The 22,329-nt window shown below is 62.3% G+C and carries 21 protein-coding genes; 19 read left to right on the forward strand and 2 right to left on the reverse strand.

Translation table 11 applies throughout. The features are described from left to right. Positions 1 to 62: 62 nt before the first annotated feature. The 7 genes from J2857_RS13780 (at position 63) to J2857_RS13805 (ending at position 6,054) form a co-directional block, all read left to right on the forward strand. Entirely contained in the window at positions 63 to 1,157 is a 1,095-nt protein-coding gene (locus tag J2857_RS13780) for a YjgN family protein (RefSeq protein ID WP_432420153.1), read from the forward strand. Beyond that, the gene (locus J2857_RS13785) at positions 1,147 to 2,208 is read left to right on the forward strand and encodes a M48 family metallopeptidase (protein WP_245363328.1); all 1,062 of its coding nucleotides are present in this window, start codon (positions 1,147 to 1,149) and stop codon (positions 2,206 to 2,208) included. Before J2857_RS13780 ends, J2857_RS13785 begins: the two co-directional genes overlap by 11 nt. A gap of 79 nt (positions 2,209 to 2,287) precedes the next feature. Continuing rightward, entirely contained in the window at positions 2,288 to 2,413 is a 126-nt protein-coding gene (locus J2857_RS31260; protein ID WP_281068618.1) for a hypothetical protein, read from the forward strand. Between the two features lie 462 nt (positions 2,414 to 2,875). Continuing rightward, positions 2,876 to 3,361 (forward strand): iron-responsive transcriptional regulator RirA, encoded by a 486-nt coding sequence (rirA, locus tag J2857_RS13790; RefSeq protein WP_210010707.1) that lies wholly within the window; start codon positions 2,876 to 2,878, stop codon positions 3,359 to 3,361. A gap of 168 nt (positions 3,362 to 3,529) precedes the next feature. Continuing rightward, positions 3,530 to 4,561 carry an AbrB family transcriptional regulator gene (locus J2857_RS13795; protein ID WP_210010708.1) on the forward strand — a complete coding sequence of 344 codons (1,032 nt, stop codon included), beginning with the start codon at positions 3,530 to 3,532 and terminating at the stop codon, positions 4,559 to 4,561. A 99-nt stretch (positions 4,562 to 4,660) separates the two neighbouring features. Then, the gene (locus J2857_RS13800; RefSeq protein ID WP_210010709.1) at positions 4,661 to 5,188 is read left to right on the forward strand and encodes a gluconokinase; all 528 of its coding nucleotides are present in this window, start codon (positions 4,661 to 4,663) and stop codon (positions 5,186 to 5,188) included. A 209-nt stretch (positions 5,189 to 5,397) separates the two neighbouring features. Then, complete coding sequence (locus tag J2857_RS13805; RefSeq protein ID WP_210010710.1) at positions 5,398 to 6,054, forward strand: TetR/AcrR family transcriptional regulator; 657 nt, start codon at positions 5,398 to 5,400, stop codon at positions 6,052 to 6,054. Between the two features lie 8 nt (positions 6,055 to 6,062). Here J2857_RS13805 and J2857_RS13810 read toward each other — a convergent pair whose 3' ends face one another. Beyond that, positions 6,063 to 7,361: an NAD(P)/FAD-dependent oxidoreductase gene (locus J2857_RS13810; protein ID WP_210010711.1), complete on the reverse strand. Its 1,299-nt coding sequence runs from the start codon at positions 7,359 to 7,361 to the stop codon at positions 6,063 to 6,065. Between the two features lie 162 nt (positions 7,362 to 7,523). Further along, positions 7,524 to 8,771 carry an NAD(P)/FAD-dependent oxidoreductase gene (locus tag J2857_RS13815; protein ID WP_210010712.1) on the reverse strand — a complete coding sequence of 416 codons (1,248 nt, stop codon included), beginning with the start codon at positions 8,769 to 8,771 and terminating at the stop codon, positions 7,524 to 7,526. A gap of 234 nt (positions 8,772 to 9,005) precedes the next feature. On the opposite strand from J2857_RS13815, the gene J2857_RS13820 reads away from it, so the two are divergent. The 12 genes from J2857_RS13820 (at position 9,006) to J2857_RS13875 (ending at position 22,307) form a co-directional block, all read left to right on the forward strand. After that, positions 9,006 to 9,185 carry a hypothetical protein gene (locus tag J2857_RS13820; protein WP_210010713.1) on the forward strand — a complete coding sequence of 60 codons (180 nt, stop codon included), beginning with the start codon at positions 9,006 to 9,008 and terminating at the stop codon, positions 9,183 to 9,185. An 11-nt stretch (positions 9,186 to 9,196) separates the two neighbouring features. Then, on the forward strand, positions 9,197 to 9,487 hold the full coding sequence (locus J2857_RS13825) for a hypothetical protein (protein ID WP_210010714.1): 291 nt from the start codon (positions 9,197 to 9,199) through the stop codon (positions 9,485 to 9,487). A 483-nt stretch (positions 9,488 to 9,970) separates the two neighbouring features. Continuing rightward, a complete protein-coding gene (locus J2857_RS13830) occupies positions 9,971 to 10,060 on the forward strand; it encodes a K(+)-transporting ATPase subunit F (protein WP_007760774.1) in 90 nt (29 codons plus the stop codon). 64 nt (positions 10,061 to 10,124) lie between these two features. Beyond that, positions 10,125 to 11,828, forward strand: coding sequence for a potassium-transporting ATPase subunit KdpA (kdpA, locus tag J2857_RS13835; protein WP_210010715.1), 1,704 nt, complete (start codon positions 10,125 to 10,127; stop codon positions 11,826 to 11,828). A 20-nt stretch (positions 11,829 to 11,848) separates the two neighbouring features. Continuing rightward, on the forward strand, positions 11,849 to 12,001 hold the full coding sequence (locus J2857_RS13840) for a hypothetical protein (protein ID WP_155414613.1): 153 nt from the start codon (positions 11,849 to 11,851) through the stop codon (positions 11,999 to 12,001). A gap of 56 nt (positions 12,002 to 12,057) precedes the next feature. Then, complete coding sequence (gene kdpB, locus J2857_RS13845; protein WP_210010716.1) at positions 12,058 to 14,145, forward strand: potassium-transporting ATPase subunit KdpB; 2,088 nt, start codon at positions 12,058 to 12,060, stop codon at positions 14,143 to 14,145. A gap of 12 nt (positions 14,146 to 14,157) precedes the next feature. Continuing rightward, positions 14,158 to 14,724, forward strand: coding sequence for a potassium-transporting ATPase subunit KdpC (kdpC, locus tag J2857_RS13850; protein ID WP_210010717.1), 567 nt, complete (start codon positions 14,158 to 14,160; stop codon positions 14,722 to 14,724). A gap of 64 nt (positions 14,725 to 14,788) precedes the next feature. Beyond that, the gene (locus tag J2857_RS13855) at positions 14,789 to 17,494 is read left to right on the forward strand and encodes a sensor histidine kinase (protein WP_210010718.1); all 2,706 of its coding nucleotides are present in this window, start codon (positions 14,789 to 14,791) and stop codon (positions 17,492 to 17,494) included. Further along, entirely contained in the window at positions 17,491 to 18,183 is a 693-nt protein-coding gene (locus tag J2857_RS13860; RefSeq protein ID WP_210010719.1) for a response regulator transcription factor, read from the forward strand. The genes J2857_RS13855 and J2857_RS13860 overlap by 4 nt, the downstream gene beginning before the upstream one ends. Positions 18,184 to 18,211: 28 nt before the next feature. Beyond that, on the forward strand, positions 18,212 to 18,661 hold the full coding sequence (locus J2857_RS13865) for a PTS sugar transporter subunit IIA (RefSeq protein ID WP_210010720.1): 450 nt from the start codon (positions 18,212 to 18,214) through the stop codon (positions 18,659 to 18,661). 112 nt (positions 18,662 to 18,773) lie between these two features. Next, positions 18,774 to 20,681 carry a diguanylate cyclase gene (locus J2857_RS31265; RefSeq protein ID WP_210010721.1) on the forward strand — a complete coding sequence of 636 codons (1,908 nt, stop codon included), beginning with the start codon at positions 18,774 to 18,776 and terminating at the stop codon, positions 20,679 to 20,681. Positions 20,682 to 20,846: 165 nt separating this feature from the next. Further along, complete coding sequence (locus J2857_RS13875; protein ID WP_210010722.1) at positions 20,847 to 22,307, forward strand: MDR family MFS transporter; 1,461 nt, start codon at positions 20,847 to 20,849, stop codon at positions 22,305 to 22,307. Positions 22,308 to 22,329: the final 22 nt, after the last annotated feature.

Here is a 22,329-nt window from a genome sequence, read left to right on the forward strand (position 1 = left end):
TTACAATCATGTGGGGAATCGGGCAGGCAGCCGTCTCGGCGGCGGCAAGGGGATATGACATCATGGCAATGGCAGAGACGGCGCCTCGGGCGGCGGAAGCACAGTCTTTTGAACGGGCCTCCTTCACCGGTAGCGCCAGCGAATATTTCGGCATCTGGATCGTCAACGTTCTGCTGACGATCGTCACCCTCGGCATCTATTCAGCCTGGGCGAAGGTGCGGCGCATGCGATATTTCTACGGTAACACGGTCATTCTCGATCGCGCCTTCGAGTATCACGCGACCGGCAAGCAGATCTTCATCGGCCGGCTGATCGTCACCGCGTTCCTGATCGTGCTCAACATCGGCACGGCGATCTTTCCGCCGATCGGTATCATTACCCCGATCGTGATCCTGGTCGCACTGCCGTGGCTGATCAAGCGCAGCCTGCGCTTCAACGCCCGGGTGACGAGCTATCGCAACGTGCGTTTCGATTTCGTCGGCACGGCAGGCGGCGCCTTCGTTGCCATCCTGCTCGGCAGCTTCGTCGCCTTCATTTCCTTCGGCATCCTGGCACCGCTCGCGAGCCGCTGGACCTGGCGATACGTCTTCAACAACCTGCGTTATGGCGACCGGCCGTTTGCCAGCGATCCGCAGCTTGGCCGGCTTTATGGCGTCTGGATCCTGCCGGCATTGATCGTATTCCTGGGCAGTATCGTCTTCGGTTTTATTGCCTTCATCGTGATCATCGGTGCTGCGGCCGTCATGCGCGAGAGCGCCGAGTTGACGAGCGCGCAGATGACTGTGCTGAGCATTGCCGGGCTCTATGCCGGTCTCTTCATCTATTTCATCCTCTACGGTATTGCCGGTCTCTTCTATCGGGCGGGTGTGCGCAATGTCGCCTGGTCGGCGGCGGAGCTTGACGGTCACCATCAGTTGGTCAGCGACATCTCCCGGCTGCGTTATGCCTGGATCGCAATCAGCAATGTGATCGTCACCGTGCTGACGCTCGGACTGATGCGCCCCTGGGCGGCGGTCCGGATGGCGCGGTATGTAAACGAACACACCGGCATCCGCATCAATGGCGATCCGGGTGAAATTCTCTCCTCCATCGAGGCGAGTGGTGCGGCGATCAGCGCCGAATATATGGATATGGAAGGCTTCGACTTTGGCTTCTGAAGACATGGGGATAGCGACGGGCGAATGGCATCCGGCCAATTCCAGCCGCGCGATCCCGGCCGTTCTGCGCGAGGACGGTATCCTCCTCGTGGCAGCGGAAGAGGAGCGGGTCCTCGCGTCGGCCGTGCCGGAGCGGACCGAGATCAGCCCGCGGGTCGGCTCGATCCCGCGGCGCGTGAGCTTTCCGGACGGATCCGTGTTCGAGACGCGCGACAACGACGGGATCGACACTTATCTGCGTGGCAAGCGCGGCGCCCGCAGCGGCTTGATCCATCGGCTGGAGCAGTTCCATCCGCGGCTGATCCTGATGACGCTCGCCGTCATCCTCCTTGCCACCACGATCTACCGCTTCGCCGTCCCCGTTCTGGTTGAAGTCGCGGTCCTGGTGACGCCGCCCTTCGTGCCGGAACTGATCGGCTCCGGCACGCTTGCATCCCTCGATCGGACGATCCTGAAACCGTCCGAATTGCCGGAAGGCGAGCGGCAGGCGATCTCTGAGGGCTTCTCGAAACTCGCCACGCATTCGAAAGGCGGGCAGGGCGCCTATGACCTTTACTTCCGGGATGGCGTGATCGGCCCCAACGCCTTCGCGCTGCCGGACGGCAGCCTGATCCTCACCGATGATCTGGTAAAGCTCGCCAATGGCGACCGGGAGATGATCCTCGGCGTGCTCGGCCACGAAATCGCCCACGTCGAGGGCGAGCACAGCCTGCGGCAACTCTACCGCGCCGCAGGCGTTGCGGCGCTGGTCATGCTGATTGCGGGCGATGTCGGCTCGGGCGTCGAAGACATCCTCACCCAGGGCGGCGCACTGGTAGCGCTGTCCTATTCCCGGGCGGCAGAAGCGGAGGCAGACCGCCGGTCCGTCGAACTGATGCGGGCGGCCGGTTACGATCCAGCCGCACTTGCCCGCTTCTTCGTGGTCCTCGAAGACAAGCTTGGAGACCACGGAGATGCGAGCATTCTCTCGAGCCATCCCGGCACCCCGCAGCGCCAGCAGGACATCCGCAACTACGCCGCCGAATTGGAAGGTAGGCTTCAGGCAAGGTAGCCGTGATCGATAGCCCCCATTGACGTATCCGCAGGTTATCCTAATTTAGCTCGCGGAGTAGGAGTGGGGATGTATGTCCATGGTGTACGAGTGGGATGCGAAGCGCGCCCGCCGCGCGTATCTGGCGAAAATCGGCCTTAGCCTGCTGGCTGCAATGGTGATGGTCGCTGTCCCGGCCTGGGTGGCGATCTCGATGACCAGTTGATGCGAGCCGGAACTTTTCCTGCAAACCGCCGCGGATTCGGAATCGCGATCTGAGGCTTCGGGAAATCGACCGGTGATCGGCGGTTCCCGTGCGATCGCCGCAGATCCCGTTTCCGTCAGCGAGAACAGCCGTCCCGCGCGGGTTTGCTCCAGTGCGATCGCCGGCTGATTCCGGAGCCTCGCGATATCGTCGGTTATCTTTGCACAAACCGTTCGGCGGGCCTGCAGAGTAACGGTCTGCGCGGAAGAGCCCGCCCTCGTGCCTGTCATGCCGGTGCTGCAGCCTGAATCTCGGTCTTCCGGTTCTCGGTTTGTGTGGACGGGCAATTCACCGCTTGAATTCCGCGGCGATGGCGGCAAGCTGGTGTAGCGCCGAAAACTTGATGACAATTTTCTTATTTTGGAATTGTTCAAAACTAGCGGAGCCTTTATATAGGGTGGGTACCAGTCTCGGGAGACCAGCATGCGCTTGACCAAACAGACGAATTACGCAGTACGGATGCTGATGTATTGTGCCGCCAACGACGGCCACCTTAGCCGCATCCCCGAGATCGCAAGAGCATACGGCGTTTCCGAACTCTTCCTCTTCAAGATCCTCCAGCCGCTCAACAAGGCCGGTCTGGTGGAGACCGTCCGCGGTCGCAACGGTGGCGTAAGGCTGGGCCGCGCTGCTGACCGCATCACCCTTTTCGATGTCATCAAGGTGACTGAAGACAGCTTTGCCATGGCGGAGTGCTTCGAAGAGGGAGTCGCGGAATGCCCGCTTGTCGACAGCTGCGGCCTGAACGCCGCGCTTCGAAAGGCGCTCAATGCGTTCTTCGACGTGCTCGCCGAATACACGATCGATGACCTCGTCAAGGCGCGTCCGCAGATCAATTTCCTGCTGGGCATCGATATGCTGCACCTGCCGAAGGTTGTCACGCCGAAGGCCATCGCGCCGGCCGCTTGATCCTGCCGTCCATGCTTCTTGAAGGCGCCACCGCTGAGGCTGGCGCCTTTTGCTATGCCCCGTATGCCGCAAGAGGTTGACCTCGCGCGCATTTGCAATAGAAGGGGACTAGGCGTTTTGCTGGCTTTTGTCAGTTTTCCTTCCTGTGGCGCCTTCAGGACCCAAGCCATGCCCTTTTCGGAATTACGCACATTCGCGCTGACTGCGCTGATCGGCACTGCTGGTGCGCTGATCGCAATTTTCATTGCTTTTCCAGCCCCTTATCTGATCGGCCCGGCGATCGCGATCACCATTGCGGGGCTTGCCGGACTGAACCTGGCGGTGCCAGCGCAGGTCCGCAGCGTCTGTTTCATCATCGTCGGCGTATCGATGGGGGCGACTGTCACGCCGGAGGTGATCGTCGCGGCGCGCACCTGGCCGCTGAGTTTCGTCATGGTGCTCGTGGCGGTCGTGATCCTGCTCTATGTAAGCTCGTGGGTACTGCAGCGGTTCTTTCATTATGACCGGGTCACTGCGCTGCTTGCCTCGTCTCCCGGCCACCTGAGCTATGTGCTCAGCCTCGCCGCCGAAACCCGCTGCGACCTGCGCGCCGTCAGCGTCGGCCAGAGCGTGCGCGTGCTGGCACTGACAATTACCGTCCCGTTGATCGTCGAGGTCTTCGATCTTGTCGGCACCGATCCCGTTCTGGCGCCGCTGGCGATGAGCGCGCCTGTTCTCCTGGTCATGCTTGCGGTGTCGGCGCTGTTCGGCCTGCTGTTCATGCGCTGGAATTTTCCGGCGGCGTTGCTGCTTGGCGGCGTCGTGGTGTCGATCGCCACGCATGTGACCGGCTTCATCAGCGGCGGTGTTCCGAACTGGCTGCTGGTTCCGACCTATATCATCCTCGGTTCGGTCATCGGCACACGCTTCTGCGGCGTGTCGATCAGCGAATTGCGCACCGCCTTCATCGCCGGCGGCGTGGTGACGGTGGTCGTCATCGTGCTTGCGGCGGCGATCGCCGGCGGCGTTTCCTATCTGACCGGCGTGCCGCTCGATGCGGCACTGATCGCCTTTGCGCCCGGCGGGCTCGAAACCATGTCGGCTATGGCGGTGATGCTGCATGCCGACCCCACCTATGTCGGCGCCCATCACGTGCTGCGGCTGATGTTCCTGTCGGTGCTGATGCCGATCGTGCTCGGCAAAGATGCTCGACAGAAGTGAGATTATGGAGAGATTGCCGCCGTCAGGCTTGTAGGGCATCAGCAAAGACGGGTATCCGTCGCGGGTCTAGAAACTTCAGAAAGGGCATAGAGGCCGATCATGAACGCAAAAGCACCGGTAGCAATCGTCGTCATGGGCGTCAGCGGATCGGGGAAAACATCGGTCGGCGAACATCTTGCCGCGCGTCTCGGCTGCGCGTTCGTGGAGGGTGACCGTCTGCATCCGGAGGCGAATGTCGCCAAGATGGCCAAGGGCATTCCGCTGACCGATGACGACCGCTGGCCTTGGCTCGATCTCGTCGGCGGCGAATTGGCCAAGGCGAGAGAGCGGGGCGAAAGCGTGGTCGTCTCGTGCTCGGCCCTGAAACAAGTCTACCGGGACCGGTTGCGGCGGGAGAGCGGCGGCACGCTCTATTTCATCTTCCTCACCGGCGACCCCAAGGTGCTTGAGCAACGGATGGGCGCGCGTACCGGCCATTTCATGCCTACGTCACTGCTTCAGAGCCAGCTTGCCACCCTGGAAAGCCCTGAGCATGAGGTCGGCGTGGTAACCGTCGACATCGATGCAAGTGTCGATGCCATTGCCGATAAAGCTTTCGATGGTATTTCCGCGCTGACGGGAGCATAGATAATAAGATTTAAGCTCTCATTTTCTCCGATGTTCTGTCTTGTGCATCGGCGTGGAAAGTATTCTAAAAATTACCAGACTTCGTGATCCGATGCTCTTCGGGCGCCGTATAAACAACAGTTTTTGCATTCAAGCAATTCCGCCTGACTTACCGGAGATTTCGCCGGCACAGGCAACAGTTGACAGGTGTTTGAGGAGACGGTTTGCGGATGCCAGATTCGACGCAAGGACCGGGGCGGGGTTCCCTTCGCCGGGTGCCGAAACAGGAACGAAGCCGCGAGCGTATCGATGAGATCCTGAAAGTATCCATGGAACTGATCGGCCAGAAGGGCATAGACGCAGTGACCATGAAGGAGATCGCCGCGCTTTCCGGCGGCCCTATCGCATCGGTCTACCAGTATTTCCCGAACAAGTCCGCCATCATCGCCACGCTCTACGAGCGTTACGTCGAAGAGGTTCGTTCCTTGGTGGTGGAGCAGATCGAAAAGATCGCCACGGCCGAAGACGCCTTGCACGCACCGGCGGCACTTTTCGATATGTACTACTACAACATGCGGGAAAGGCCGGCGACTCAGGATCTCCTGAACGCCATCCAGGCGGACAAGGCGCTTGCGGACCTCGATATCGCAGAGACCCGCTTCCAGGCCGACGTATTTTACAAGGCCACGGAACCTTTCGTTGAACAGCCTCTGCGAGAAAGTTATGCGCAGACGCTCCTGGTGATGTTTCACATGGCAGGCGCCACCCTGCGGCTGGCTCTCATGATTCCGGAAAGCGAAGCAGCCGGAACTGTTGCGCAGTTCAAGTCCATTATTCGGACGCAGGCGACCTATTACCTCACTGGCAGCTTCCCGGCGTCGCTCTGATCATTGGGTCACACGCCCAGCCGGTCGCGCACTCCATACCACCAGGCGCCGAGCACCGTGAGCGGTACCCGAAAGGTCCGGCCGCCCGGGAAGGGCAGGTTGGGGAGCGACGACCAGATGTCGAACCGTTCCGCATGGCCTGCGACCGCCTCGCCGAGGATCTTGCCAAGCAGATGCGTGGTGGTCACGCCATGGCCGCTGTCGCCGTGCGAGAAATAGACCTTGTCCGACAGTTTCCCCACATGAGGGATACGCGTCAGGGTCAGCGCGAAATTGCCGCTCCAGGCATAGTCGATCGTCACGTCCTTCAACTGTGGAAACGTCTTCAGCATGTTGGGGCGGATGACGCCCGTGAGGTCGCTCGGGTCGTGCCCGCCGTAACCGATGCCGCCGCCGTATAGCAGCCGGTTGTCGGCAGTGCGCCTGTAATAGTCGAGGATGTAATTGGCGTCCTCGACGCAGTAGTTGGCCGGCAGCAGGCTTTCGATCAGCGCGGCGTCGAGCGGTTCCGTCGCCATCACCTGGCTGGAAACCGGCATCATCCGGCCGCTGATCTCCGGAAACTGAGGGGAGAGATAGGCATTGCCGCAGACGAGCACATACGAGGCATTGACCGCACCCTTTTCGGTCCGCACCACCTGTGTTTCGCCCATGTCGAGGCCGGTTACGCGCGAGGCTTCGAAGATCCGTCCGCCAAGGCTTTCGAACGCCGCGGCTTCTCCGAGCACGAGATCGAGTGGGTGGATGTGGCCGCCGAGCTTGTCGATCATGCCACCGGCATACCGATCGGTCTTCACGTATTTGCCGACATCTGCCTTGGAGACCATCTCCAGCCCGCCATGACCGTATCGCTCCCAATCGGCCTTGTGATGCTCCATCTCGCGGATCTGCTTGGTGGTGAAGGCCGCGAAGAAGCCACCATGCACAAGGTCGCAGTCGATCCCGTATTTCTCCACCCGGCCACGGATGATCTCGCCGCCTTCGAGCGACATCGCGCCGAGCCTCACCGCCTTGTCGCGGCCATAACGGCCGGCGATGGTTTCGAGGTCGCGGCTGTAGCCGTTGACGATCTGGCCGCCATTGCGGCCCGATGCGCCGAAGCCGATGCGCTCCGCTTCCAGCACCACGACGGAATATCCGCGCTCGGCAAGTTCGAGCGCCGCGGAAATGCCCGTGAAGCCGGCGCCGATAACGCAGACATCCGCTTCGGCGCCGCCAATGAGGGCTGGGCGGGCACGCTTGTCCTTGGCAGAAGCCGCATACCAGGAATCCGCATGACGCGGGTTGCCGCTCGCCTTGAAAGCCATGTCACACCGTCAGGATAAAGGGGTTGCGTTGGAGATCTGCGGCAAGCCGGAAAATCCTTCTAAAAATCATTGCCGGCACCATGCCCGGTTTGTTCTCCGAGAAGATCCGGCGTGGCTGATATCGTCCCATGAACGCCGGGCGACCCCTTTGCCCGAGGGGAGCTAGGCGTTGAAACGCTCCGGTCTGTAGGCGGAGATGTCGATCAGCGTCTTCTCGCCGGAAATCGCTTCGGCGATCACCTGTCCAGTCACCGGTCCGAGCGTCAGGCCGTGATGCGCATGCCCGAAGGCGAACCACAGGCCGTCATGCCGCGGCGCCTTGCCGATGACCGGCATCATGTCCGGTGTGCAGGGACGGGCACCCATCCAGGGCTCTTGGTCGAGCCGCTCCGCGAGCGGGAAGATGCTGCGGGCGACTGCTTCGGCGCGCTCCAGCTGGACCGGCGTCTTGGGCGCATCGCGGCGCGCGAATTCCGCGCCGGTCGTCAGGCGGATCCCCTGGTTCATAGGCGCCAGGAAATAGCCCCGTTCGGCATCCATGGTCCAACCGTTGAGCTTGGCATTGCCCTTGGCCGCATAATGCATGTGGTAGCCGCGCTTGACGCCGACCAGGAAATTGTAGCCGAGCGGTTTTGTCACAGTGTCGGACCAGGGCCCGAGCGCCACGACGGCGTCCTTGGCTTCCACGGTGCCGTCGCCGGCGACGATACGCCAGCCGGTCTTGGTCTGCGACAGGCTTTTGGCATCGCCCTTGAGCACACGGCCGCCGAGCTTTTCGAACAGCGCCACATAGGCGCGCGTCAGGGCCAGCGGGTCCTTGACCGACCATGGGTCTTCCCAGCGCAGGCCGCCGACGAAATCGGTGGAAAGATTGGGCTCCTGCTCGGCGATATCGGCAGGCGAGAGCTCCTTGAACGCGACGCCGTATTCCTTGCGGAGCCGTTCGGCCTCGCCGATCTCGCCGTCATGCTTGCCGCGGGTGCGGAACACCTCCGTCCAGCCGTTCTTGGCGATCAGATCCTGGGCTCCGGCTTCCTCGATCAGCTCGTTATGGGTCGCGATCGAGTGCTCGATCAACGGCGCGTAGGCGCGCGCGATCAGCTGGTGGCGGGTCAGGTTCGAATGCCACCAGTATTTCGCCAGGAACGAGGTGACCGAGGGAATGGCTTTCCAGTGATAATGCGCGTCGATGCGGTTGTTGAGCGCATAGCGCAGGATCAGGCCGAACTGCTGGGGAAAGCCATAGGGGACGACGCCTTCGCGCTGGATCAGGCCGGCATTGCCGTAGGATGTCTCCATCCCGGGTTCCTTGCGGTCGACGAGCACCACCGATTTGCCGCGCCGGGCGAGCTGCAATGCCGTCGAAACGCCGACAATGCCGGCTCCCAGCACGATCGCATCTGCTGTCATGATCTGAATTCCATTTCCCAAGTCTTTTATAGTTCGAGGATTTCAAACATGCCGCCCGGAATGCTGCGGCGCAAATGAAAAATCGCGGCTGCTTATATGGAATCCCTATTTCTTCACATGGCGCCTCCAATCGAAAGCCTATGGGGCCGTCGCTACCTTCTGGATCGTGCATCGGTTTCGATGCCGGCTCCGCGCGACAACGCCGCGGGCCAATCCCAACAAGGAGTGACTGAAATGTTTGGTCGTTTGGGGAGCGTTTACGTCCTGCATCTTGCTGAAGCCAAGGCCCAGCAGCATCGACTGTCGCAGCCAGATCGCCCGGTCGATGCGAATCTCGGGGTCTTCCTGAGGCTTCTGGGGGTCATCGGTCTCGGCCTCTGCGCCGCAGGTTTTGTTGCCATGATGGTGGCCTGAGGAGAAACACGATGAACAAGGCAATGTTAAAAAGCGAACCTCCCGCGCGCGGCGCGCGTTTCATGGTCGGCCGCGATTCCAGCGGCCGCTGGATCGTCTCAGACCGCGAGGGTCGCATCGGCGGACTATTCACCGACCGGGCGTCGGCGGTGCATTTCGCCATGTTCGAAAGCGATCATGTGCCCGGTGCCGTCTGCTGCGTGCCGGAAGAAGTGACCTTGAGCCTCGGGCCGATTTTCGAAACCCCGGTCAAGGCCCCCAAGGCGATCAGCACCCGCATGAAGATCGTCGGGCGGGCATGAGGAGAATGCCGATGTCCGGGGCCGTTTATCAGATGCGCGGACATGTCTATCCGCGCTCCCGTACTTTCGGGAAGCCGGACCATCTGCGTGCATCGAGCATCATTCTCGGCATGCAGTCATGCTGGTAGTGCTCGTGACCGCCTACGCCATAACTCTTGCGGCCGCGTCCTGAGGATAGCCGCCGCCGGAAAGAACGAAATTCCTATAGGATTTTTATTTCTTTCCTCTGCGCTCCGTCTCGAACCCCTATGCGGTCGCGCCGCATATTAGCGTCCGGGAGATCGCGAAAGATCATCTCCAAGCCAGAAAGCATCAAGGTGCCGTCTTTCAGGGATGGCACCCTTTGTCTTGTCCGGCCTCGCCTTAACAACAGGAGTCCAGATCAATGATGGACGTCATTCTACTCGGCACCGCAGTCGTCTTCTTCGGTCTCTGCTTTGCCTATACCCGCGCCTGCGACAGGCTTTGAAGGGAGAAGCGCCGATGATCCTCGATTATGTCCTGAGCGGTGCCGTGACCGTGTTCCTCACCGTCTACCTCACATACGCTCTCATTCGTCCCGAACGCTTCTGAAAAGAACGCTTTTGAAGAGAACCGGCGCTTTCGTCAGCTGCCGGGTATTGAAAGTTAACCCCAAATGACCCTCAACGGATGGCTTCAGATCCTGCTTTATTGCGGGATCATCATCGCGCTCGTCAAACCGCTCGGCGGTTACATGACGCGTGTCTTTTCAGGCGAGCGCACTCTTCTGTCACCCGTCCTCGTTCCGATCGAACGCGGACTTTATGCCATGGCCGGCACCAGCGAGCGCGAAGACCAGCATTGGACCGCCTATGCCTTTTCGCTGCTGATGTTCAACTTGCTTGGCGTGCTCGTGCTTTACGCTTTGATGCGCCTGCAGGCGGGCCTGCCGTATAATCCGGCCGGCATGGGCGCCGTCCCGCCCGAGCTTTCCTTCAACACCGCCGTCAGCTTTGTTTCGAACACCAACTGGCAGAACTACGGTGGCGAAAGCACCATGTCCTATCTCACCCAGATGATGGGCCTCAACGTGCAGAACTTCCTGTCTGCCGCGACCGGCATGGCGATTGCCGTCGGCCTGATCCGCGCCTTTTCGCGCGTATCGGGCAAGGCGATCGGCAATTTCTGGGTCGATATGACCCGCGCCACGCTCTATATCCTGCTGCCGATCTGCGTCGTCCTGACGCTGGTCTACGTCTGGCTCGGCGTGCCGCAGACGCTCGGACCTTATGTCGAGGCAACGACGCTGGAAGGCGCCAAGCAGACCATCGCGCTCGGCCCGGTCGCCTCGCAGCTGGCCATCAAGATGCTCGGCACCAATGGCGGCGGTTTCTTCAATGCCAACTCCGCCCATCCGTTCGAAAACCCCGACAACATCTCCAACATGATCCAGATGCTGTCTATCTTCGCGATCGGCGCGGGTTTGACCAACGTCTTCGGCCGCATGGTCGGCAACCAGCGCCAGGGCTGGGCGATCCTCGCTTCGATGGGCATCCTGTTCATCGTCGGCGTCGGCATCACCTACTGGGCGGAAGCGGCCGGCAATCCTCTCATGCACCAGCTCGGCCTTGCCGGCGGTAACATGGAAGGCAAGGAAGTCCGCTTCGGCACCGCCATGTCCTCGCTGTTTGCGGTCATCACCACGGCGGCCTCCTGCGGCGCGGTCAACGCCATGCATGGCTCGTTCACCGCGCTCGGCGGCCTGATCCCGCTCATCAACATGCAGCTCGGCGAAGTCATCGTCGGCGGCGTCGGCGCTGGCTTCTACGGCATTATCCTCTTCATCATCGTCGCAGTCTTCGTGGCCGGGCTTATGGTCGGTCGTACGCCGGAATATCTCGGCAAGAAGATCGAGGCGAAGGAGATGAAAATGGCCGTGCTTGCCATCCTCTGCCTGCCGCTCGCCATGCTGGTCTTCACGGCGATTGCCACGGTCCTGCCATCCGCCGTCGCCTCGATCGGCACCGCCGGCCCGCACGGCTTCTCCGAAATCCTCTATGCCTATACGTCGGCTGCGGCCAATAACGGCTCGGCTTTCGGCGGCCTGACGGGCAATACGCCCTGGTACAACGTGACGCTCGGTATCGGCATGCTGATGGGCCGCTTCCTGGTCATCATCCCCGCCCTTGCAATTGCAGGCTCGCTGGTCGCCAAGAAGACTGTTCCGGCCTCTGCCGGCACCTTCCCGACCGACGGCCCGCTCTTCGTCGGCCTGCTGGTCGGCACGATCCTGATTGTCGGCGGCCTCACCTTCATGCCCGCTCTGGCGCTCGGCCCGGTCGTCGAACACCTGGTCATGATCGCCGGCCAGACCTTCTGAGGTAGTGAGGGAGCAGTGCCATGAGCATCCGCAAAGCCCTCCGCAGACAGTCCACCCTTGCCTCGCAGAAACGAGGCAAGGGTGAGCAGAGCCCCTACGGCTCCTATGCAATTTTTATCATGACGGCGGTCATTCTTGCCGTTGTCCTCGTGATCGAAGTCTTGCGCGGCTGATCGACCCTTCGTCGCCTCGTTTGACAAGGCAACTCATTTCAAAGCTGGAGTCTCTTATGAGCCAGGCAAAATCCGCGAGTATCATGGATAGTCGCATCCTCATTCCGGCCGTGGGAGCCGCTTTCAAGAAGCTCAACCCGCGGACCCTCTCCAAGAACCCGGTCATGTTCGTCGTGGCCACGGTGTCGGTCCTCACAACCGTGCTTCTCCTCCGCGATCTCGCGGCCGGCAACGGCAATCTCGGCTTCTCCTTCCAGATCAACGTCTGGCTCTGGTTCACCGTGCTGTTTGCCAACTTCGCCGAAGCGGTCGCCGAAGGCCGCGGCAAGGCGCAGGCGGATTCACTGCGCAAGGCCCGCACCGAAACCCAGGCCAAGCTGCTCTCGGGCAGCGACCGCACCCAGTACAAGATGGTCGCCGGCACCAGCCTCAAGGTCGGCGACGTCGTGCTCGTCGAACCCGGCGACATCATTCCCTCCGATGGCGAAGTCATCGAGGGGGTAGCCTCGGTCAACGAAGCTGCGATCACCGGTGAATCCGCCCCGGTCATCCGTGAATCCGGCGGCGACCGCTCGGCCGTGACCGGCGGCACGCAGGTGCTGTCCGACTGGATCCGCGTCCGCATCACCGCGGCTGCCGGCTCGACCTTCCTCGACCGGATGATCTCGCTCGTCGAAGGCGCCGAGCGCCAGAAGACGCCGAACGAAATCGCGCTCAACATCCTGCTCGCCGGCATGACGCTGATCTTCGTGCTCGCCACCGCAACGATCCCGAGCTTTGCGATCTATGCCGGCGGCTCGATCCCGATCATCATCCTCGTCGCCCTGTTCGTGACGCTGATCCCGACCACGATCGGTGCGCTGCTCTCGGCGATAGGCATCGCCGGCATGGACCGTCTCGTCCGCTTCAACGTGCTCGCCATGTCCGGCCGCGCGGTGGAAGCTGCCGGCGACGTCGATACGCTCCTCCTCGACAAAACCGGCACGATCACGCTCGGCAACCGCCAAGCCACCTCGTTCCGCCCGGTCCGCGGCGTCTCCGAACAGGATCTCGCCGATGCGGCCCAGCTCGCCTCGCTTGCCGACGAAACGCCGGAAGGCCGTTCCATCGTCGTGCTCGCCAAGGAGAAATACGCCATCCGCGGCCGCGACATGGCGAGCCTCAAGGCGACCTTCGTCCCCTTCACCGCCCAGACCCGCATGAGCGGCGTCGACCTTGAAGGCTCCCAGATCCGCAAGGGCGCGGTCGATGCAGTCCTCGCCTATGTCGGCTCGGGCACGATGCCGGTCTCCGGCAATGCGGCAATCGCCGTCAGCCCGCAATCCGAGATCGTGCGCGAGTTGCAGGCGATCGCCGACGAAATCGCCAAGGCCGGCGGCACGCCACTCGCCGTTGCCCGTGACGGCAAGCTGCTCGGCGTCGTCCAGCTGAAGGACATCGTCAAGGGCGGCATCCGCGAACGTTTCTCGGAACTGCGCCGCATGGGCATCCGCACCGTGATGATCACCGGCGACAACCCGATGACCGCGGCGGCGATTGCCGCCGAAGCCGGCGTCGACGACTTCCTTGCCCAGGCGACCCCGGAGAACAAGCTGACGCTGATCCGCGAGGAACAGGCCAAAGGCAAGCTCGTCGCCATGTGCGGCGACGGCACCAACGATGCCCCGGCGCTTGCCCAGGCCGATGTCGGCGTCGCCATGAACACCGGCACGGTCGCTGCCCGTGAGGCCGGCAACATGGTCGATCTCGACTCGGACCCGACCAAGCTCATCGAGATCGTCGAGATCGGCAAGCAGCTCCTCATGACCCGCGGCGCGCTGACCACCTTCTCGATCGCCAACGACATAGCCAAATATTTCGCCATCATTCCGGCGATGTTCCTGACCTTCTATCCGCAGCTCGGCGTGCTCAACATCATGGGGCTGGCCACGCCGCAAAGCGCCATCCTGTCGGCGATCATCTTCAACGCGCTGATCATCGTCGTGCTGATCCCGCTGTCGCTGAAGGGCGTCAAATACCGCGCCATCGGTGCCGGTGCGCTGCTCTCGCGCAACCTGCTCGTCTATGGTCTCGGCGGTATCATCGTCCCCTTCATCGGCATCAAGGCGATCGACATGATCATCACCGCGATCGGTCTCGCTTAAGGAGAAATGACAATGTTCAAGCAACTTCGTCCTGCGATCGTTTTGATCGTCGCCACCACGGCCATTACCGGCCTGATCTACCCCTTCGCCATGACCGGCATCGCGCAAGCCGTCTTCCCCACCCAGGCGAACGGCAGTCTGATCGAGAAGGAGGGAACCGTTGTCGGCTCGGCCCTGATCGGCCAGGCCTTTACCGGCGACCAGTATTTCCACGGCCGCCCGTCTGCCGCCGGCGACGGTTACAATGCCGCCTCGTCCTCCGGCTCCAACCTCGGCCCGACCAGCGCCAAGCTGATAGACCGGGTCAAGGCGGACTACGAGGCCGCCAAGGCCACCAACCCGAGCGCGGACGTGCCGATCGACCTCGTCACCGCATCCGGCAGCGGCCTCGACCCGCATGTCTCGCCGGAAGCTGCCCTCTTCCAGGTGCCGCGCGTCGCCAAGGCTCGGAAAATGGACGAGGCCGCGGTCCGCGCGCTCGTCGAGGCCCATGTCGAAGGTCCCGAACTCGGTTTCCTCGGCGAACCTGTGGTCAATGTGCTGGCGCTCAACATGGCGCTTGACGGCGCTCGTTCTTAAATTGAAATGGCGGCGGCTGTCAGCATCGACGGCCGCCGCTTCCCGCATGGGAGACAGATAGCCAATGCCCGACGACAGTCGCGAGAGTGAAAACAGGCCTTCGCCGGATGCGCTTCTGGAGCATGCCGAGCGGGAATCGCGCGGGCGGCTGAAGATCTTCCTGGGCGCCGCCCCCGGTGTCGGCAAGACTTACGAGATGCTGATGTCCGGCCGCGCCCGGAAAGTCGACGGCCTCGACGTGGTGATCGGCGTCGTCGAGACCCATGGCCGCAAGGAAACCGAGGCGCTGGTCGAGGGTTTCGAGATCGTGCCCCGCAAGGCGATCGACTATCGCGGCCAGCAGCTCGACGAAATGGACCTCGACGCTATTCTCGCGCGCCGCCCGGCACTGGTCCTGGTCGATGAGCTCGCTCATACCAACGCCGCCGGCAGTCGCCATCCGAAGCGTTATATGGATGTGCAGGAAATCCTCTCCCACGGTATCGACGTCTATTCGACGCTCAACATCCAGCATGTCGAGAGCCTCAACGATGTGGTGGCACAGATCACCCGCGTCCGGGTGCGCGAGACGGTGCCGGACAGCATCATCGACCGGGCCGACGACGTTGAGATCATCGACCTCACCCCGGACGATCTCATCAAGCGGCTGAACGACGGCAAAGTCTATGTGCCGACCACGGCGCGGCGGGCGATCGAGAACTACTTTTCGCCCGGCAACCTCACCGCGCTGCGCGAACTGGCACTCCGCCGTACCGCCCAGCGGGTCGACGAGCAGCTCCTCAACCACATGCAGGCGCATGCGATTTCCGGCCCATGGGCGGCTGGCGATCGGGTGCTCGTCTGCCTCGACCACGGAAGGAACGGCGCGAGCCTGGTGCGCTACGCCCGCCGGCAGGCCGATCGCCTGCGCGCGCCTTGGGCAGCACTGCATCTCGAAACGCCGCAATCGGTCAATCTGCCCGAACAGGACAAGGACCGGCTGGCAGCCAATATGCGGCTCGCCGATCAGCTCGGTGCCGAGACCGTGACGCTGCCGGCGCTGCAGCCGTCGCGAGAGATCATCGCCTATGCGAGCGCCAACAACTTCACCCATATCGTTGTCGGGCGCCCCGGCAAGCCGCGCTGGCGGCAGATCTTGCAGGGGTCGGTCACCTATGATTTGATCCGCTATGCGGGCGATATCAGCGTTCACGTCATCTCGGGCGACGTGAAGGAGGGCGAACCGCAGCGCGGCGTGAAGGCTGCGCAATTGCCCAAGGCGTTCCGCGTCAAGCCCTATGTCAAAAGCACGATTTTCGTGGCTCTTGCCATCGTCGCCGGCGCAGCGCTCGACCAGACGCTCGACGTCCGCAACCTCGCCCTCGTGTTCCTGATGGCGGTGCTGGCGGCAGCGGTGCGCGGCGGGCTGGGGCCGGGCCTGTTCGCCTCGGTGACTGGTGCGCTCTCCTTCAACTTCTTCTTCCTTGAGCCGCGCTACACGTTTACGGTCCAGGATCCGGAAAGCCTGGTGGCGCTGTTCTTTTATCTCGGTGTAGCGATCGTCGCCTCCAACCTGACGGCCGCCGTTCAGCGTCAGGCCGCCGCCGCCCGTCAAAGGGCGCGCACCACCGAAGACCTCTACCTCTTCTCGAAAAAGCTCGCCGGCACCGGCACGCTGGACGACGTGCTCTGGGCGACCGCCTTCCAGATTGCCTCGATGCTGAAGGTCCGGGTGGTCATCCTGCTGCCGGAAAACGGCTCGATCGCGGTCAAGGCGGGCTATCCGCCGGACGACACGCTGGTGGATGCCGATATCGCTGCCGCCAAATGGGCCTGGGAGCACAACCGGCCTGCCGGCCGCGCCGCCGATACGCTGCCAGGCGCGAAACGCCTCTACCTGCCGATGCGCACCGGCCGCGAGGCGGTCGGCGTCATCGGTCTCGACAACGACAAGCAGGGACCGCTGCTGACCCCCGAACAACAGCGGCTGTTTGACGCGCTGGCCGATCAGGCAGCACTGGCGATCGAGCGTATCCAGCTCGTCTCGGACGTCGACAAGGCCAAGCTCGCGGCTGAAACCGACCGCCTCCGCACCGCGCTGCTCACATCCATCTCCCACGACCTGAAGACGCCGCTCGCCGCGATCATGGGCTCCGCCGGCACGCTCAAGGACTTTGGCGCCGACATTCCGGAAGAGGCGCGCGCCGAGCTGTTGACCAGCGTGGTCGACGAATCCGAACGGCTCAACCGCTTCATTTCCAACCTGCTCGACATGACCCGCATCGGCTCCGGCGCCATGGAACCGAACTATGCCTTCCATTTCGCCGGCGATATCGTCGGCACCGCCCTGAGCCGGGCCGCGAAGATCGTCTCCGGGCACAGACTCAGCGTCAACATTCCGGCGGACATGCCGATGCTCAAGGTCGATCCGGTCCTGTTCGAACAGGTCCTGTTCAACCTCATCGACAATGCCGCCAAATATGCGCCCGTCGAGACCGTCATCGACATCCGCGGCTGGCGGGATGGCGATTCGGTTCTTATCTCGGTGATGGATGAAGGACCGGGCATCCCGCGCGACGATCTGGAGCGCATCTTCGACAGTTTCTACCGCGTTCGGAAAGGTGACCATGTGCGGGCCGGCACCGGGCTTGGCCTTTCCATATGCCGCGGCTTCATCGAGGCCATGGGCGGCACGATCAGGGCCGCCAACCGCTCCGACCGAGCCGGTGCGATCTTTACGATCCGCATGCCGGTGCCAGCCGAAATGCCCATTCTGGGAGAACAGGAATGACCAATACTGCCGTGCGCGTCCTGATCGTCGATGACGAGCCACCGATCCGCAAGCTCTTGCGCGTGGGGCTGTCCACCCAGGACTATGCCGTCAGCGAGGCGATGAACGCCAAGGTCGCGATCGATCTCGTCAAGACCGACAAGCCGGACCTGATCATCCTCGATCTCGGCCTGCCGGATATGGCCGGCCACGATCTGCTCGCCAGATGGCGCGGCGAGGGGCTGGATCTGCCGATTGTCATCCTGTCGAGCCGCACCGACGAGGCGGGCATCGTCAAGGCGCTCGAACTCGGCGCCGACGACTATGTGACGAAACCCTTCGGCATGAACGAACTCGTCGCCCGCATCCGCGTGGCGCTGCGCCACCGGCTCCAGACCCAGGGCGAAAAGCCGATCTTCCAGACCGGCGAGCTTTCGGTCGACCTCGTCAAGCGCATCGTCAAGGTGGCGGACAAGGAGGTCAAGCTGTCGCCCAAGGAGTACGATATCCTGCGTATCCTGGTGCAGCATGCGGGCAAGGTCCTCACCCATCGTTTCCTTCTCGAACACGTCTGGGACGGTCTGACCGACGTGCAGTACCTGCGCGTCTACGTGCGGCAACTTCGCCAGAAGATCGAAAAGGTGCCGGACCAGCCGCAATATATCCTGACCGAGACCGGCGTCGGTTACCGGCTGCAGGAAGGCCAATAGGCCAAGACCCGATCAATGGACATGCCCCATGAAACTGCGTGACTACCTCCCGCCGGAGAACATCGTGCTCGATCTGGCACCGCCGTCCAAGGCGATCTTGATCAAGCAGCTTTCCAGGCTCGCCGCCGAGCGGCTGGCGCTGGATGCGGGCGATATCGCCCGGGTGCTGACCAACCGGGAAAATCTGGGGTCGACCGGCATCGGCGCCGGAATTGCGATTCCGCATGCGGGGGTCAGCGGCATCGGCCGGCATTTCTGCCTGTTCGCCCGGCTTGCAGATCCGATCGATTTCGAGGCGGTGGACGACGAACCGGTCGATCTCGTATTCCTGCTCCTCGCTCCGGAAGCCCGTCCGGACCACCTGAACGTCCTCGCCTGCATCGCCCGGTGCGTGCGCGAGGAGGAGACTGCTGCAGCCATACGTCGTGCGACGACACCGCAGGATGTCTATTCGCGGCTCTGCCCCGTAAATGCATGATTAAAATGCGGGTATGTTGGTTTAGGCGAACGTAAACAACTTTTCCATAACGTCCCTGACTGGCGGATCGCGACTCCTGAGCCGCCCTGTTGCGTCGGTTTGGGAGAGAGAGATGACTGGTGCAATCAAATACCTGCCGGCCAGGACGTTCCTTGCCGTCGCATTTGCCGTTTTCGGCTTTGTGGGACTGATCGTCTGGGGAGAGTATTCCAGCTGGAGATCCCAGGTCGCCGGCATCGAGGCGGGCCTGGTTCAGACGGCCAAGGCACTGGTGCAACATGCCGACGACACGGTCGACATGGCGAAGTTTCCGCTGGCGGCACTGATCACCCGGATCGAGCAGGAGCGCGACGTGGTCGACATGCCGGCAAAGATCACCCAGGTGATGAAGCGTCAGGTCGATACCACCCCTTGGCTCGACGCCCTCTCCGTCCTCGATGCCGATGGCAGAATGGTCGCAACATCATCTTCTATCGACGCCAGCGGCATGGATTTCTCGGATAGGGAATATTTTGTATTCCATCAATCCTCCGACATGCGGGAGCCCGTATTGGGCAGGCCGTTGAAGAGCAAGCTGTCCGGCCAGTGGATATTGCCGGTCACCCAAAGGATCAGCAATCCGGACGGAAGTTTCGGCGGAGTTGCGCTGGCGGCCTTCATCCTCACCGAACTGACCAGTTTCTTTCAGAGCTTCAGCCTGGGCGACGAGGGCTCCTTCCTGTTGGTTCGCCGCGACGGCGTCGTGCTGGCGCGTGCGCCATTCTCCCAGACACTGCTGGGATCGAGCATCTCGTCCTACGATCTCTTCACGGACCATCTCCGCCAACGGCATTCCGGCTCCTATCACTACATCTCTCCGATTGATGGCCTGCAACGTATAGGCGGCTTTTATCAGAGCGAGCACAGCGGCGTGGTGGGGCTTGCTGCCGTATCCCAGTCCGAAGCGCTGGCGACCTGGATGAGGGGTGCGCGGATACGCTGGATTTCCTGCCTTATTCTGGTGGCGATCACGGGTTTCCTGGTTTGGCGCTGGCGGCGGCAGATTATGTTGCGGCGGGCGAGCGAAGCGTTGCTGGTGGCGCGCGAAGCGGAATTCCGCTTGCTTGCGGAAGGTTCAGCCGACCTGATCCAGCGCTTCAACGGCCATGGAATCAGGGAATATCTGTCGCCATCCGTCAGGGAGATATTCGGCGTCGACGCCGAGGCGATGCTCGGCACCCACATTCTCGAGAACCTGCATGAGGACGATCACGACGCCGTCAACCAGGTCATGACCCGGCTGCGGGAAGGGTCGCCCAGGGAAAACATGATCGTCCGTCGCAAGCGGGCCGACGGCAAGCAGATCTGGCTCGAAACCACGCTGAACAGGCTGCCCGGCGGCACTGGCGGCACCGATATCCGCATCGTTGCCGTCACACGCGACGTTACGCGCCAGAAGAACCTCCAGGAAGAACTGGACGCGCTTGCCAATACCGATGAGCTTACCCAACTGGCCAATCGCCGCTCCTTCAACATTCATTTCGAGGACATGGTGATGCAGGCCGCACAACAGCGCACGCCGCTCTCCGTTCTGATGATCGACGCGGACCGCTTCAAGTTCTTCAACGACACCTATGGCCACGCCGCCGGCGACGACTGTCTGCGTGCGATTGCGAACGTCGTGCGTGGCTCGATCCGACGGTCGAAGGATCTTGCCGCCCGCCATGGCGGCGAGGAATTCGCGGTCCTCTTGCCGGATACGAATGGTGCAGGTGCATTGAAGGCGGCGGAAAACATCCGCCAGCGTATCGCCGGACTTCAATTGCCCCATGAGAAGAACCTTCCCTGGGGGCATGTGACGATCAGCATCGGTACCGCAACCTTCTATCCCACAGCGGGCGCCAAGCTGACGACTGCGGAACTGTTCGAGCGCGCAGACCATGCGCTTTACCGGGCGAAGAACAACGGTCGCAATCAGGTCGCGGCTGGCGGGGACGAGGCGATGAGGTCAACCGTCCGGTCGGAAATCAAGTCCGTCTGACCGTATACCGCGGTCACGGGATCGTTACATCCTTGATAAATGCCAGATTTCGCGCTTGACGCCGGCCCGGAGGGGAATACTAAGAAACATCCCCCGCCGACGGCCGTTTGACCGCCGAACATCCATTCCTATCATGTTCGCCGCGTGGCGTTCCCAGGTGAATCCATGACAAATCCAAGCTCCAACCGGGCGCTCGTCATTGCGGCCGTCATGGCAAGCATGGCGATGATCGCAATCGAGGCGACCATCGTTTCGACGGCGATGCCGCAGATCGCCGCCCAACTCGGACAGCTGAACCTCTATAGCTGGGTGTTCTCCTCCTTCCTGCTGGCGCAGACGGCAATGACCGTGGTGTTCGGCAAGCTCTCCGATATCTACGGCCGCAAGCCGATCATCCTCTTCGGCACGGCAATCTTCCTGATCGCTTCCGTTCTCGCAGGTTTCGCCTGGTCGATGCCGTCGATGATCGCCTTCCGGCTGTTGCAGGGCATCGGTGCCGGCGCGATCCAGCCGGTCATCATGACGGTCGTGGGCGATCTGTATCCCGGGGCGGAGCGTGGCAAGGTTCAGGGTTATCTGGCCAGCGTGTGGGCGCTTTCGGCCGTCGTCGGGCCGCTGCTCGGCAGCATCATCGTGCACAGCCTGCCGTGGGCCTGGGTATTCTGGATCAACGTGCCGATCGGTATCATGTCGGCGGTCGGCTTCATCGTCTATCTGCACGAGGAAAAGCAGAGCCGCACGGCATCCATCGATTTTCTCGGTGCAGGCCTCTTTGCGGTGGCCATCTCCGCGCTGATGATCGCGCTCACTGAAACCGACGGCGCCACCGCCTACATGTTCGTTTCGCTGGCGATCTTCCTCGTCAGCTTCGTGCTGTTCATCTGGCAGGAACGGCGCGCGTCGGCCCCGATGGTTTCCCTGGAACTCTGGCTGAAGCGGCCGATCGCCTTCGCCAATACGGCGGTCTTTCTGTCCAGCATGGCGATCATGGGGCTGACGACCTTCCTGCCCATGTACGTGCAGACGGTGCTCAATCGATCTCCGCTGGTGGCCGGATTCACGCTGACAATGCTGCTGGTCGGCTGGCCGAGCGGCGGGACGTTCGCCTCTCGGATGTTCCCGCGCTTCGGACTGCGGCCGCTGATGATCGCCGGCAGCGTCTTCGTTCCGGTGGGCGCGTTTCTCCTGGTGCTGCTGACGCCGGAAAGCTCGCCCGTCCAGGCGGGCACCGGCTCGCTTCTGATGGGCTTCGGCATGGGCCTGCTCAATATTTCCGGCCTGGTGATCATCCAGGACAATGTCGGCTGGTCCGAGCGCGGCAGCGCGACGGCTTCCAACGTCTTTTCCCGCAATCTCGGTAGCACGCTCGGTGCCGCACTCCTCGGCGCCGTCTTGACCTACGGGCTTGCCAATTCCGTCGCGGGACCGATCACGTCCGAGCAGTTGCGCGATCTGCTGCAGGGCGTCGGCGGCGGACTTGCGGCCGGTTCGCCCATCCGGTCTGCGCTCCAGCATGCACTGCACATGACCTTCATCGCCATGTTCCTGATCACCGCCCTGATCATCGTCGCCTGCCTATGCGTGCCCGGGGTGACGAAGCGCACCGAGGCCGCGCAGGAAAGCTGAGGCTTTCGAGACGCCGCTATCG

Origin of the sequence: Neorhizobium galegae (genome assembly GCF_017877055.1) — a bacterium.
GTDB lineage: Bacteria > Pseudomonadota > Alphaproteobacteria > Rhizobiales > Rhizobiaceae > Neorhizobium > Neorhizobium galegae_D.